The sequence below is a fragment of the Bartonella sp. MR110HLJHH genome (assembly GCF_042194225.1).
Lineage (GTDB): Bacteria > Pseudomonadota > Alphaproteobacteria > Rhizobiales > Rhizobiaceae > Bartonella > Bartonella grahamii.
Genome location: NZ_JBHIMQ010000002.1, coordinates 66,223 through 78,939, shown reverse-complemented (window position 1 = coordinate 78,939; position 12,717 = coordinate 66,223). Strand labels below are relative to the sequence as shown.

Below are 12,717 nucleotides of genomic sequence, written 5' to 3'. Positions count from 1 at the left end.
GAGACTTTTTCCTATAAAAAGGAGGACCCTGAGGTCCTCTTATATTGTCTTAGCAAAAGCCACAGCCGTATCACTCATACGGTTAGAAAAGCCCCATTCATTATCATACCAAACCAAAACGCGACAGAGCTTACCATCAATCACTTTTGTTTGATCATTGTGGAAAATAGCTGAATGAGGATTATGATTAAAATCACAACTCACGAGTTTTTCTTCTGTATAATCCAAAACGCCCTTCAAAGGACATTGTGCAGCAATAGCAATGGCTGTATTAATTTCTTCGATTGTTGTGGAACGCTTAGCGGTAAATGTCAAATCAACCACAGAAACATTAGGGGTCGGAACACGAATCGATACACCATCAAGCAATCCCTTTAATTCTGGCAAGACCAATCCCACAGCTTTTGCCGCTCCTGTTGAGGTAGGAATCATAGAAAGAGCTGCCGCACGTGCACGATAAAGGTCACGATGCATTGTATCCAACACAGGTTGATCACCCGTATAAGAATGGATTGTTGTCATAAAGCCCTTTTCAATGCCCACCGTGTTGTGCAAGACTTGTGCAACAGGCGCCAAACAATTGGTTGTACAAGAAGCATTTGAAACAACGCGATGCTCGCTGCTTAAAGATTGATGATTAACCCCATAGACGACCGTAAGATCTGCTCCTTCAGAAGGCGCAGAAACAAGAACACGCTTTGCCCCCGCATCCAAATGAGCACTTGCTTTATCACGCGCAGTAAAAATGCCCGTACATTCTAAAGCAATATCAATATCCAAATCTTTCCAAGGCAATTGAGCAGGATCACGCTCTGCGCATACCTTTATTAAACCACCCCCCACATCAATGGCATCCCCTACCACCTTAACGGTCCCAGGGAAACGCCCATGAACTGAATCATAGCGCAACAAATGGGCATTTGTTTCCACCGATCCCAAATCATTAATTGCGACCACTTCAATATCTTTCCGTTCACTTTCCACAAGTGCACGTAAAATATTGCGACCAATACGACCAAACCCATTAATTGCAACACGAACTGTCATTTCACATGTTTCCTCATCAATTTTTTAAGCACAACATTTAAAACACAATAAATGGGTATTTCACCAATCCCAAATCATTAATTCCCACAATGTCAATATCTTGATCACTCACTCACTTATCCACAATAATGCACAAGATCATCCAGAACACTGCACAGAATATGATACCCTAAAACCACCCCATTCATGACAACACAAGCTGTCATTTTGTTTTTTCCTCTTTGATCTTTCCAAGCTCTTTTTCAACAGTGGCGACCACATTCTCACAAGTAATACCAAAATGCGCATAAAGGGCATCAATTGTTCCACTTGCCCCAAAGCCCTCCATACCAATAAACACACCATCACAGCCAATAAAACGGTCCCATCCTTGGGCGACAGCAGCTTCAATGGCAATTTTAATCGGCGCATCTCCAATGAGAGCACGCTGATAGGAGAGAGATTGTTGAGAAAAGAGTTCAAAACAAGGCACAGAAACCACACGCGTTGGAATGCCTTTTTCTTCTAACACCGCATGTGCCTCCACCGCAATTTGCAATTCTGAACCAGAAGCAAACAGCGTCACTTGTGCATCATCGCTAGCTGTTAGGAATTCATAAGCACCGAGCATACAGAGATTTTCTTCTTCATACTCTTGACGCAAAAGCGGTAGATTTTGTCGACTCAAAGCCAAGGTAGAAGGCGTTTTGCGTGCTTTCAAAGCCAATTGCCAACACTCAACTGTCTCCATAGCATCAGCAGGGCGGAACACAAGATGATTAGGCATTGCGCGCAGGCAAGCCAAATGCTCCACGGGTTGATGGGTAGGACCATCCTCACCAAGACCAATGGAATCATGAGTCATGACATAAATCACCCGCAATCCCATCAAAGAAGAGAGCCGCATAGCGGGACGCATATAGTCAGAAAAGCATAAAAAGGTTCCCCCATAAGGAATAAAGCCGCCATAAAGGGCAAGACCATTCATCACGGCTCCCATTGCATGTTCGCGAATTCCATAATGCAGATAGCGCCCTGAAAAATCTTCAGCAGAGATACTTTTCATCTGGCTGCTTTTTGTATTATTAGATCCGGTTAGATCAGCCGAACCACCAATGGTCTCAACAACGACTTCATTGATCACTTCAAGAGCCATTTCCGAGGCTTTACGCGTAGCAACAACGGGGCGCTCTTCAACCAGTTTTTGTTTATAAGTATCAATAGCGCCATCAAATCCACCCACGAGATCGCCTCGCATCAATCTTTCGAACTCCACACGCTCTGAGACAGGAAGATCAGCAAATTTTGCTTCCCACTTTTGACGTTTTTTAGCAGCATTGAGACTAGCCAAGCGCCAACTATCGAGAATATCGGCTGGAATAACGAAAGGCTCAGCCTCCCACCCTAAAGCGATACGGGTTTCAGTGATTTCTCGTGCGCCCAAAGGAGCTCCATGAACTTTATTGGTACCCGCTTTATTTGGCGCTCCAAAACCAATTGTTGTTTTACAAGCAATCAAAGTTGGTTTATCGGAATTTTGTGCCGCCTCAATAGCCCGCGCAATTGCTGCTTGATCATGCCCATTGACTTTATGGGTCTCCCAACCAGAAGCTTTAAAACGCGCAATCTGATCAGTACTATCAGCAAGTGAAATCTCTCCATCGATGGAAATATTATTATCGTCCCACAACACAATCAACTTATTGAGTTTCAAATGGCCAGCAAGGGAAATCGCTTCTTGAGATATCCCTTCCATAAGGCATCCATCACCCACCAACGCGTAAGTGTAATGATTGATGAGATCACCAAAACGGGCATTTTGCAAACGCTCACCAATCGCCATTCCCACAGCATTTGCCAACCCTTGTCCAAGTGGCCCAGTGGTTGTTTCGATTCCTGCAATATGCCCATATTCTGGATGCCCAGCAAGTTTAGACCCTATCTGGCGAAAATTTTTGAGATCCTCAAGAGAGAGATCTTCATAACCAGAAAGATACAAGAGAGCATAAAGCAACATAGACCCATGCCCCGCCGATAACACAAAACGATCACGGTTAGGCCAGCGAGGATTTTTAGGATCATGAGCAAGAAATTGTGTATAAAGGACCGTAGCAATATCGGCTGCCCCCATTGGCAAGCCCGGATGACCAGAATTTGCTTTTTCAATCGCATCAATAGCAAGAAAACGGATAGCATTGGCCATCTGATTCTGTTGGTGGGTATTTGTCATGAATAATCGACCATTTCGTTAAATACGTTATTCTGTTGCTTTTTCCGTATTCTCTTAAAATTCTCAAGGAATACTATTTTTTAACCATTAGCGTGAAACTTTTTGCCACCACTTCAATAACATTAACAACATTCCCCTCACGCGTCCTGTATATCCATGTCATTTATGCCAATACGCGCAAAAAATCCAGCTTTTAATTTATATCTATCCCCTGCTTTGCTTGCTAAAATATCCTACATACTTAAAAATAAAATGCACACAATACAAAATTGAAAGTGATTCGTTTTTGCATAACACATTGATAAAGGATACAATTACCTAAAGGATAAAAGCAATGAACCAAGAAACGACGGTTCTACAAGATGCTCTAGAGCACCTAGAAAAAGCACTTAGAACTTTAGAGATCACAATAATAAACCGCAATGCCGTTATTGATAAAAATAACGAATGGGAAGAAGAAATTCAACGAATGAATGCTGACCGTAGCCATCTTGCCCAAGCGCTTGACAAAGCTGAAGCCCAAATTGAACGCTTAGAGTCCGTAAACAAAGAAGTTTCCAAACGTCTTATTAAAGCAATGGAAACAATTCGTGTTGTCATTGATAGATAAAGGTTTGAATGTATGGAAACTGTTTCCGTTACCATTGATGGTAAAATTTATCGCATGGCTTGTGATAAAGGACAAGAACGTCGTCTTATCGCGCTTGCTGCTCAATTGGATCAATATATCACACATTTAAAGAACAATTTTGGTGAAATTGGCGACCATCGTTTATCGGTTATGGCTGGCATAATGATTATCGATGAAATGGAAGAAATAAAACGAGAAAATAAAAAACTACAAGAAGACTACAATGCTCTTTTACGACTCCACAACGAAAGAGACCGCACCATGGGGAAAATTATGCGTGACACCACACAACGCATTGAAAATCTCACCAACCAATTGCTCAAAGATGATCAAAACAGCACAAACTTTCAAGAACAGGAACAGGAAGATTTCTAAAAGTACATCAGCGCGTAACAAACCAGTGATTTTACTTGTCCGCTACACCTCACAGGATAAAAACTCTTAAACCCACACCAGTCTGTAAATGGTCCAGTTTTTTATAGAGAGGATTCCAGCTACTCACCACTTATGGGATAAACTTAAAACTCAACAAAAAAACCCGACTCTGAATATTTCACCCCTGCACAAACACCTCTTATATCAAGGAGGCAACCTTATATCACCATCCTTCAAATGAGATGCCTTTTAACAGCGCAACAAGATAACAAAACCAACATCATTGTAAAAAAAGTCATATAAATGACAACAGCAACAAACAAATAAAGCATCCTTCGAGAAAAAGAACTATATTCATGTTCCCTATGAATGCATACCAAAAGTCCTTACCCCTAGATAATATCAAGCAGATTTAAGATATATTTAAAAAATAACCTTATCTATTATACCGTAAAGCACCGCCATTTGATAATATAAGCACTATGGAGTCTTTGCACCTAGAATGTCCATCAGATGAAACCCTCCTAAGAAGAACCGTATCATTTATAAACCAGCGTGAACTTTAGTATTTTCATCCTTTAGAGCAAGAAGAAAGCCAAACCCGAAGATTATGTTAATCTGCGACAACTTCAAACATCATAAACTACAATAATAGCTCTTGAAAACATTCTCTACCAACATCTTTATCCTTATAACAAACAATCCATCCATATCTCTCTCCCCAGTCCTCAAAATCTCCACGCTTAATAAAAGAAAGAGCAAACCAGCACCATCATTATAACCGGCCCCCAATATTGCAACAGCCCCCTTGGCTCTTAAAACGATTCATAAGAGAGGCGCCTTTCTTGTACAGTTTTTACCCACAAGCCCCCCCACTTGTGACGTACAAGCATGACTTTTTAGGCACATAATTTTAATTTTATTCAATTCTGTTTGCAAAAGTTTAAAATGAGAAAAATTTCAAGGCTCTCATTCAAAAAGCAAAAGAATGAACTCTCATTATTAATGAACATCTCGCTCGTATAAACATCAATAAAGCAATCCCCACTATGCCTGCCTCAATGAAATAAAAGGGAGTCTCCCATTAAATGCCCTACCGTAAAAGCAGCTTCCTCAGAACTAAAACAAAATCAACAGACAACATCACCGCATCTGCTCCCATCCCCAAACCTGACAACCTAAAGCAACGCCTTGCTATCTTTACAATGGGAGATAAAAGAATAATAGGTCTATGGAAGCATTCACAAAAAGCGCACACGCGTTGTGTTTAAAGCCTGTTCAAAGGCGCATGAAAAAACACCATGCGTAAACGGCTCAAATCCCTTTCGTTCCATCTTGAGAGACAGAAGCAATACGCAAGAGATTTGTCGCTCCAGGCGTTCCAAGGGGAACACCAGCTGTCACAAGAAAGCGATCTCCCCCTTTGCAAAAACCTTCCTGAAATGCAATGGCTGCTGCACGATCAACCATATCCTCTAAATTCCGTGCATCTTGCGCAACCACACAATGAAGCCCCCAAACTAAAGCTAAACGCCGTGCTGTTTCCACAATGGGAGATAAAGCAATAATCGGTCTATTGGGACGTTCACGAGAGGCGCGCACCCCCGTTGTTCCTGAAGCCGTATAGGCAACAATAGCTGCTAATTCAAGTGTTTCAGCAATCTGACGCGCGGCAAGAGAAATCGCATCTGTTCCTGTTGATTCTGGTGCTGGATGTTGTGCCCCAACCTGAGCTGCATAAGTGTGATCTTGTTCGATTTGCCGCGCGATTCGATCCATCATAAGCACGGCTTCTTCAGGATAACGACCAGAAGCAGATTCAGCAGACAACATCACCGCATCTGTTCCTGCATAAACTGCTGTAGCAACATCCGACACTTCTGCGCGTGTCGGAACAGGAGATAAGATCATTGATTCGAGCATTTGTGTTGCCACCACAACAGGCTTTCCTGCTAAACGACAAGCTTTTATGAGCTCCATCTGAAGTGCAGGAACCCTTTCCAAAGGCATTTCCACTCCAAGATCACCCCGTGCAATCATAATACCATCGGATACATCAATAATTTTCTCTATATGCTCCAAGGCTTGAGGCTTTTCGATTTTAGCCATCAAAGACACCTTGCTTTTCGTCAATCGACGTACCGCTATAATATCTTCTGGACGTTGAATAAAAGAAAGAGCAACCCAATCAACAGGCTGCTGTAAAAGAGTCTGAAGATCCTCTTTATCTTTTGACGTCATCGAATCAAAAGGCAAAATTGTATCGGGAAAACTGACACCCTTTCGATCAGAAATACGGGTTCCAGCAACCACGCGACACTGTACAGAATGACCATCACAAACTTGCGCACGCAGTTCCAGTTTTCCGTCATCAATCAACAACCGATCCCCTGGTTTAACTGCCGAAAATACATCCTCATGAGGGAAAAAAACACGCTGTGCATCACCTGACACATCGCGATTATCTAACGTAAAGCTTTGCCCAACACGCAAATCTTCTTGACCCTTAGTAAAACGACCCACACGCAGTTTTGGCCCTTGAAGATCGACTAAAATACCAATGGGTCGCCGAACTGTTTTTTCAACTTCTCGTATAGACTTGACCAAATCAACCATCATATCACGGTCAGTATGGCTCATATTAAGACGAAAAACGTCTGCTCCTGCCCTAAAAAGCTTCTCAATCATTTCACTGGAAAAAGAAGAAGGACCAAGAGTCGCTATAATTTTCACTTTACGTGCACGTTTCACGGCGGAGCATTTCCTGAAAGAGAAGGGACAACAGAATTGTTTAACAAAGACTCATCCGTCAACTGTACCATCCAACTGGTTTGATTTCCGGTATCGATTTCTTTAAATTCAGCCTTTTGATATCCTCGAGGGAAACAATCATGAACCCCTTGAATGGTAAATTGGCTATCTTGCACACACATGGTTACAGAGCCTGCCCAGTTCCCTTTTTTTTGTGCCCCTTCCGCATAAAAATAATAAAACCGTGAAGCAAGTGGCCCCTCAATTAAGGTTTTACACTCCGTCACGGGTACCGTCCACCAGCCTTCGCTCACCCACCCTGAAAATGTACGATATCCAAGAGCAACCCCTACAGACTGTTGGGTTGTATTACAAACCCTAAAGTCAGCTTTTGCAAAAACAACAAGGGGAAACAAGAGCAAAATGCTCAAGAGAAAAACCTTTAATCCTTTTTGAAACACCCAATATCGTTTTTTTAAAATCACAAAACTTCCTCTATGATGTCAAATTCTCAAAACAAATTACACACTTCTTTTTCAAAAGCTTTTCAAGTCTAAAACGTATATTTTTATATTTTTCTTTTTATAGCCCTTTTATCAATGCATATATCTTAAAAATTTTACAAAATATTTAAAGTCAATTTGTAAAAAAACAGTGTAGCTTGATTTACTTTTTGTTTTTCAAGCTTTTTCAACATAAATTCGTCGTCGAAAAACAACTTAAAATATATAACTTGGAGAAAAATACAATGAACGATACAGTAACCGATCAAACACACGCTATATCCGTAAACCAATTACGCTCTTTTATCGAACGTATTGAACGACTAGAAGAAGAGAAAAAAACCATTTCTGATGATATTAAAGACGTTTACACTGAACTTAAAGGCTCTGGTTTTGATAGTAAAGCTGTTCGAAGCATTATACGGTTGCGTAAAAAAGAAGAGCACGAACGAATGGAAGAAGAAGCAATCATTGAGCTTTATAAAAATGCGCTTGGTATGAATTAAAATCATTGATACCATTGGAAATTTTCTTAAGAAAAGAAAACGCAAAATGCAAAAAAAAATGAATGTATAAAAATTTCACCCAACAATAAGCAGTTTGTGTAACTTGTAACGAGACTATCGGTCACAGAATACACAATATTGCAACAGCCCTCATATTAAAAGGATTTATACAGAGCATTTTTATCCTTGTCCTCCAATCATTTTTATCCACACAAACCCTCACTTGTACGCCAATCCAGTTTGTGATGTGCAAGAGAGGTGATTTTTATGATTAAACATCTATAGATTTGAAATGAGAAAGTCTTACGATATTGAGGACTCTCTTCCTTCAAATTGAAAAAATGAATGATGATGATAAATCAATTCATTATCTACGAAAAGAAACATATAAAGTGGTTAGCGGTTGAAATCCGCTAAATGAGAGTCTGAACTGTTTACAAAAGAAGAGGTGGTTAAGGATCTTCGTCTTTTAGGATAGGCAGAAATTCGGCATATTTACACATTTGATAAAAAGCCCCTTGATAGAACTTTTAACAAAACTTTATTCGAATCTATTAACGGGCTCATACAGATCATTGATTCGAGAGGTTAGAATGTGGTCTCTCCATTTTCCAGAAATCATCAAATAGTCTTTGGCATAGCCTTCTTTTTCAAAATGAAGGCTCTTTAATAAACGTTCGCTTTTTATGTTCTCAGGTATATAATTTGCCATCACTCTATGCAGATGATAAACATGAAAGATATGCCGTATTAGAGCCAATAAACTCTCAAACATGAGACCTTTGCCTTGTTGTTTTTCATCAAGAGAAAAACCAAGATGACAAGCTTGAAAAACACCACGAACCACATTTGTAAAATTCACAACACCAATGACTGTTTTTTCATTTTTTAATCGTACGGCATATCGGTATGCTTGTCCTTGTGCACTTTCATAAGCAAATGCATTAGCTCGTATTTCCCAAGCTGTTAGGCTGTGGTAACCATCAGATCTAACAGGTTCAAAAGGACGTAGATGATTCGCATTACGGAGGTAATAAGAAGACAGTTCAGCTGCATCTTCTAAACCGATCAATGTGGAAATTGTTCGCTTTGTTTTAATTGCCATCATTTTCTCCTCCTCGAAATGTTACAATAACACGTTGATTTATCCTAACAAATCATCATTTTTAAACTTAAATCATAACGTCGAATACAGTAAGCTCTCCCCATCACAACACTTCTCACGTTAGAATCAATGAAGATCATTTGCTTTTCCGTCAGAAGCGGGGTTGGTGCATTTAGGATATAAGGTAAAGATAAGGGAATGTTTCTTATGAATGCTCTCAAGTTCCAAGGGAGCTGTAGCAACATTGGGGACTGGAAAAGTATGCAATGGAACTGGCGTGCTTCCCTATACGCAATTTTGAAAAAACTCACGGCAAAGATAGTTTTGTTTCTTTGCCTTGTAAGCTCAGAGCATACTTGTTTTGCGCTATCATATCACTGCACCCGCATACAAAACCCAATGACCATCGCCTTGAAAAGCTACATGTTACAGTGCGATCTAAAAAGTTTCTGCCATAACTCATCAACAACACTGTTCCCGCTAAATCAGCCACAAACTCTTGTAACAAATCCAAGAAAAGCGATGATGCAATACAAATCTTTTAAAATTTTTTAGATATTACCGTGAACACGCTTCCATTTCTTCGCGTAAAATTTCAAGTTCTAACCATTCTTCTTCTTTTTGTGTGCAAGTATTTTTCTTTTTTTCCAACGCTGTTGATAAACGCTCAAAACGCTCTTTATCACTGCGATAAAGGGCTGGATCAGAAAGCTCTTGTTCAATTTTTTTGATTTCATTTTGCAAAACAGCAATTTCTTCAGGCAATCTTTCCAATGCATAAACCTGCTTATAAGACAATTTACCTCGTGGTTTTTTCTCCCGCACTATCAAGCTATGATCTGTTGATGAATCCTGCTTTGAAAACTCTCCCACATGAGATTTTGAAGGTTCTTTACGCTGCGATAATTCTGTTTTTTTGCGTTGTAAACTCAGAGCATGCTGGTTTTGCGCCATCATATCACTATAGCCGCCCGCATACAAAACCCAATGACCATCACCTTGAGGTGCCAACATATGCGTTACAGTACGATCTAAAAAGTCTCTGTCATGGCTGACCAATAATACTGTTCCCGCAAAATCAGCAATAAATTCTTGCAACAAATCCAAAGTTTCCATATCCAAATCATTGGTCGGTTCATCAAGAATCAAAAAGTTTGCAGGACGTGAAAGAAGTCGTGCAAGCATGAGGCGTGCTCTTTCTCCCCCCGAAAAATCTTTAAGGGGAGTGCGTGCTTGTTCAGGCAAAAATAAAAAGTCTTTCATATAAGAAACTACATGCCGCTCCAGCCCATTGATCACAAGAGTATCACCTCTTCCTCCCGTTAAATAATGCGCTAAAGTTTCTTCTTCATTTAAAATACGTTGCTGATCAAGCAATGCCATAGAAAGGTTATAGCCATGCCTCACCGTTCCACTATCCACGGCTTCTTGCCCAATTAATGCAGAAAGGAGCGTTGTCTTTCCGATACCATTGGGTCCTACCAACCCGATTCGATCACCACGCTGAATACGCAAAGAAAAATCTTTCACGATAATGCGATCACCATAGGATTTTGAAATTTTCTTTGCTTCAAGAACCAATTGCCCAGACTCATGACTTTTCGCTGCTGTCAAAAGTGCATTTCCAGGCTGCCCTTTATAGGTTTGATGACGCTGTCTTAAGTTTTTTAATTCGCCTAAACGCCGTACGTTACGCTTACGCCGTGCACTCACGCCATAACGCAACCATTGTTCTTCACGGGCAATTTGGCGCCCCAATTTATGCTGCTCAATGGCTTCTTCTTGCAACGCCTTATCACGCCAACTTTCAAATTCTGAAAAACGCTTTTCCAGTCTTTTGGTTGTGCCACGATCAAGCCATACCGTTGACCGCGTAACATTTTCTAAAAATCGCCGATCATGGGAAATCACCACAATCGCTGAACGCAAAGACGATAAAACAGCTTCCAGCCATTCAATGGTTGGTAAATCGAGATGATTGGTTGGTTCATCCAAGAATAAAATATCGGGTTTTGCAGCAATGGCCTGTAACAATGAAACACGCCGCTTTTCGCCTCCCGAAAGCGTTTCCAATTTTTCCGACCCCGAAAACCCTAAATTTGTGCGAAGCGTATTGATCCACTGAACATCAGATATATCGTCCAGCCCCGCTTCCATATAAGCGTTAATATCTTCAAATCCTGAACAATCCGGATTTTGTGAGACATAACGGAGCGTCACTCGCGGGTGGCGAAAAATTTCGCCACCATGAGGCTCTAATATTCCTGCGGCAATTTTTAATAGGGTTGATTTTCCACAACCATTACGGCCAACCAGCGCGATACGCGCCCCCTGCTCAACCGATAAACAAGCTTGATTGAGCAAAGGCGTTTTTCCAAAATTTAAGAAAATGCGGTCAAGCCGCAGGAGCGGCGGCGCCATTAACGAACGCGGTGCGGACAAGGTGCTTTATACATCACCCCTCTTGCATCACGGTAAACACACAATTGCCGTACAGGGACTCTTTGTGCACAAGGTGCTTGGTAAACATGCCCTCTACGACCACGATACGTGCACAATTGTGATACCTGTCTTTGTTGTTTTCTTTGATTTGCAGCCGCACCTGTTACTGTTCCAGCCAAAGCACCAAATGCTGCACCGGTAAGTGCTGCTCCAGGAGTACTTCCAGCAATAGCAGTTCCAGCCAAAGCACCAATTGCTGCTCCTCCTACGCCGTAACGTGCAACGCGTTCATCGTTTGTGGTACAAGCGACTGAACTGAAACCAATGGCTGAAACAACAGCCACTTTAAAAATTGATTTTAACATATCAAAACCTTTCCTTCTCAAGATCAATACATAATATATCGTTTATGTCGGCACTTAATCACTAGGCCCCCCCCTGCCTTATTCAAAATATATTGGAAGAGCTTTATGGAATAGGCACAGACGCTAACAATATAGCTTTTCCAGAACCTAAATGGCAAGAAAAGGTTCCCAAAATACGGTTAGAAAGTGTTAAAGAAGAGCCAAATGACACATTTTTGTCACAAATTGGCCATTTTACCCCTGCAAGAGTTAAGCCTTTTAAATCAGAAAAACCGATAATACTAAACAAACATCCCTTAGGCAAATCATACGAACAAGGTCTTGGCAAAACCGGCCAGCCTTCTTCCAAACCGCTTGTCAACAACACTGAAATGCCCCTTTCAGCCATCACCAATGCTTGCGTCATATGAGAAAGGCTATGATCACTTCTTTCACCTCCCAAAGCACCGCACAAAATAAGCTTTTTAGCACCATTTTGCAGCGCTCTTTCGCAAGCTAGAGCACTATCTGTCATATCTTTATCAGAGGGAAAAATCTCACGCGGAACATGACTATATTCGCGTATTAAATTCTCATCCGATGAATCAAAATCGCCTAACCACAACTCAGGCAACACATTAAGCGCTGCCGCATGACGCATACCACCATCAGCAGCAATCACCCGACTGTTTTGAATTTGATTAAGCAAGCGATCAGTGATACAAACATCTCCATTTAACAATATCGTAAATGTTGTCATGCCATACTTTGCCTTTCACAAAATTTCCTTTATAGCGCACCCTT

General features: G+C 41.0%; 11 protein-coding genes. 3 read left to right on the top strand and 8 right to left on the bottom strand.

The window, feature by feature from the left end; genetic code table 11:
- Positions 1 to 39: 39 nt before the first annotated feature.
- Positions 40 to 1,047: a type I glyceraldehyde-3-phosphate dehydrogenase gene (gene gap, locus ACFIKB_RS02225; RefSeq protein ID WP_375652703.1), complete on the bottom strand. Its 1,008-nt coding sequence runs from the start codon at positions 1,045 to 1,047 to the stop codon at positions 40 to 42.
- A gap of 202 nt (positions 1,048 to 1,249) precedes the next feature.
- Positions 1,250 to 3,256, bottom strand: a complete 2,007-nt coding sequence (tkt, locus tag ACFIKB_RS02220; protein ID WP_375635515.1) for a transketolase — start codon at positions 3,254 to 3,256, stop codon at positions 1,250 to 1,252.
- A gap of 334 nt (positions 3,257 to 3,590) precedes the next feature.
- Here tkt and ACFIKB_RS02215 point away from each other — a divergent pair, with 334 nt between their 5' ends.
- Positions 3,591 to 3,866, top strand: a complete 276-nt coding sequence (locus ACFIKB_RS02215; RefSeq protein WP_005774573.1) for a DUF4164 domain-containing protein — start codon at positions 3,591 to 3,593, stop codon at positions 3,864 to 3,866.
- 12 nt (positions 3,867 to 3,878) lie between these two features.
- A complete protein-coding gene (locus tag ACFIKB_RS02210; protein WP_026500755.1) occupies positions 3,879 to 4,262 on the top strand; it encodes a cell division protein ZapA in 384 nt (127 codons plus the stop codon).
- A 1,314-nt stretch (positions 4,263 to 5,576) separates the two neighbouring features.
- Here ACFIKB_RS02210 and pyk read toward each other — a convergent pair.
- Together pyk and ACFIKB_RS02200 are read right to left on the bottom strand one after the other, a co-directional pair.
- The gene (gene pyk / locus ACFIKB_RS02205; RefSeq protein ID WP_375652701.1) at positions 5,577 to 7,013 is read right to left on the bottom strand and encodes a pyruvate kinase; all 1,437 of its coding nucleotides are present in this window, start codon (positions 7,011 to 7,013) and stop codon (positions 5,577 to 5,579) included.
- Positions 7,010 to 7,498 carry a DUF1036 domain-containing protein gene (locus ACFIKB_RS02200; RefSeq protein WP_375644447.1) on the bottom strand — a complete coding sequence of 163 codons (489 nt, stop codon included), beginning with the start codon at positions 7,496 to 7,498 and terminating at the stop codon, positions 7,010 to 7,012. The genes pyk and ACFIKB_RS02200 overlap by 4 nt, the downstream gene beginning before the upstream one ends.
- A 263-nt stretch (positions 7,499 to 7,761) precedes the next feature.
- On the opposite strand from ACFIKB_RS02200, the gene ACFIKB_RS02195 reads away from it, so the two are divergent.
- Positions 7,762 to 8,022: a DUF2312 domain-containing protein gene (locus ACFIKB_RS02195; protein ID WP_005774567.1), complete on the top strand. Its 261-nt coding sequence runs from the start codon at positions 7,762 to 7,764 to the stop codon at positions 8,020 to 8,022.
- Between the two features lie 541 nt (positions 8,023 to 8,563).
- Here the strand turns inward: ACFIKB_RS02195 and rimJ are convergent.
- The 4 genes from rimJ to ACFIKB_RS02175 form a co-directional block, all read right to left on the bottom strand.
- On the bottom strand, positions 8,564 to 9,127 hold the full coding sequence (gene rimJ / locus ACFIKB_RS02190) for a ribosomal protein S5-alanine N-acetyltransferase (protein WP_375652805.1): 564 nt from the start codon (positions 9,125 to 9,127) through the stop codon (positions 8,564 to 8,566).
- Between the two features lie 558 nt (positions 9,128 to 9,685).
- Positions 9,686 to 11,548: an ABC-F family ATP-binding cassette domain-containing protein gene (locus tag ACFIKB_RS02185; RefSeq protein ID WP_375652803.1), complete on the bottom strand. Its 1,863-nt coding sequence runs from the start codon at positions 11,546 to 11,548 to the stop codon at positions 9,686 to 9,688.
- Complete coding sequence (locus ACFIKB_RS02180; RefSeq protein WP_375652700.1) at positions 11,548 to 11,934, bottom strand: hypothetical protein; 387 nt, start codon at positions 11,932 to 11,934, stop codon at positions 11,548 to 11,550. Before ACFIKB_RS02180 ends, ACFIKB_RS02185 begins: the two co-directional genes overlap by 1 nt.
- A 103-nt stretch (positions 11,935 to 12,037) precedes the next feature.
- Positions 12,038 to 12,673, bottom strand: coding sequence for a thiamine diphosphokinase (locus tag ACFIKB_RS02175; RefSeq protein ID WP_375635511.1), 636 nt, complete (start codon positions 12,671 to 12,673; stop codon positions 12,038 to 12,040).
- Positions 12,674 to 12,717 lie beyond the last annotated feature (44 nt).

Excerpts from the sequence above, each read along its gene's own strand:
- gap (WP_375652703.1), bottom strand. The coding sequence starts at position 1,047 with ATGACAGTTCGTGTTGCAATTAATGGGTTTGGTCGTATTGGTCGCAAT.
- tkt (WP_375635515.1), bottom strand. The coding sequence starts at position 3,256 with ATGACAAATACCCACCAACAGAATCAGATGGCCAATGCTATCCGTTTT.
- ACFIKB_RS02215 (WP_005774573.1), top strand. The coding sequence starts at position 3,591 with ATGAACCAAGAAACGACGGTTCTACAAGATGCTCTAGAGCACCTAGAA.
- ACFIKB_RS02210 (WP_026500755.1), top strand. The coding sequence starts at position 3,879 with ATGGAAACTGTTTCCGTTACCATTGATGGTAAAATTTATCGCATGGCT.
- ACFIKB_RS02195 (WP_005774567.1), top strand. The coding sequence starts at position 7,762 with ATGAACGATACAGTAACCGATCAAACACACGCTATATCCGTAAACCAA.
- rimJ (WP_375652805.1), bottom strand. The coding sequence starts at position 9,127 with ATGGCAATTAAAACAAAGCGAACAATTTCCACATTGATCGGTTTAGAA.
- ACFIKB_RS02185 (WP_375652803.1), bottom strand. The coding sequence starts at position 11,548 with ATGGCGCCGCCGCTCCTGCGGCTTGACCGCATTTTCTTAAATTTTGGA.
- ACFIKB_RS02180 (WP_375652700.1), bottom strand. The coding sequence starts at position 11,934 with ATGTTAAAATCAATTTTTAAAGTGGCTGTTGTTTCAGCCATTGGTTTC.
- ACFIKB_RS02175 (WP_375635511.1), bottom strand. The coding sequence starts at position 12,673 with ATGACAACATTTACGATATTGTTAAATGGAGATGTTTGTATCACTGAT.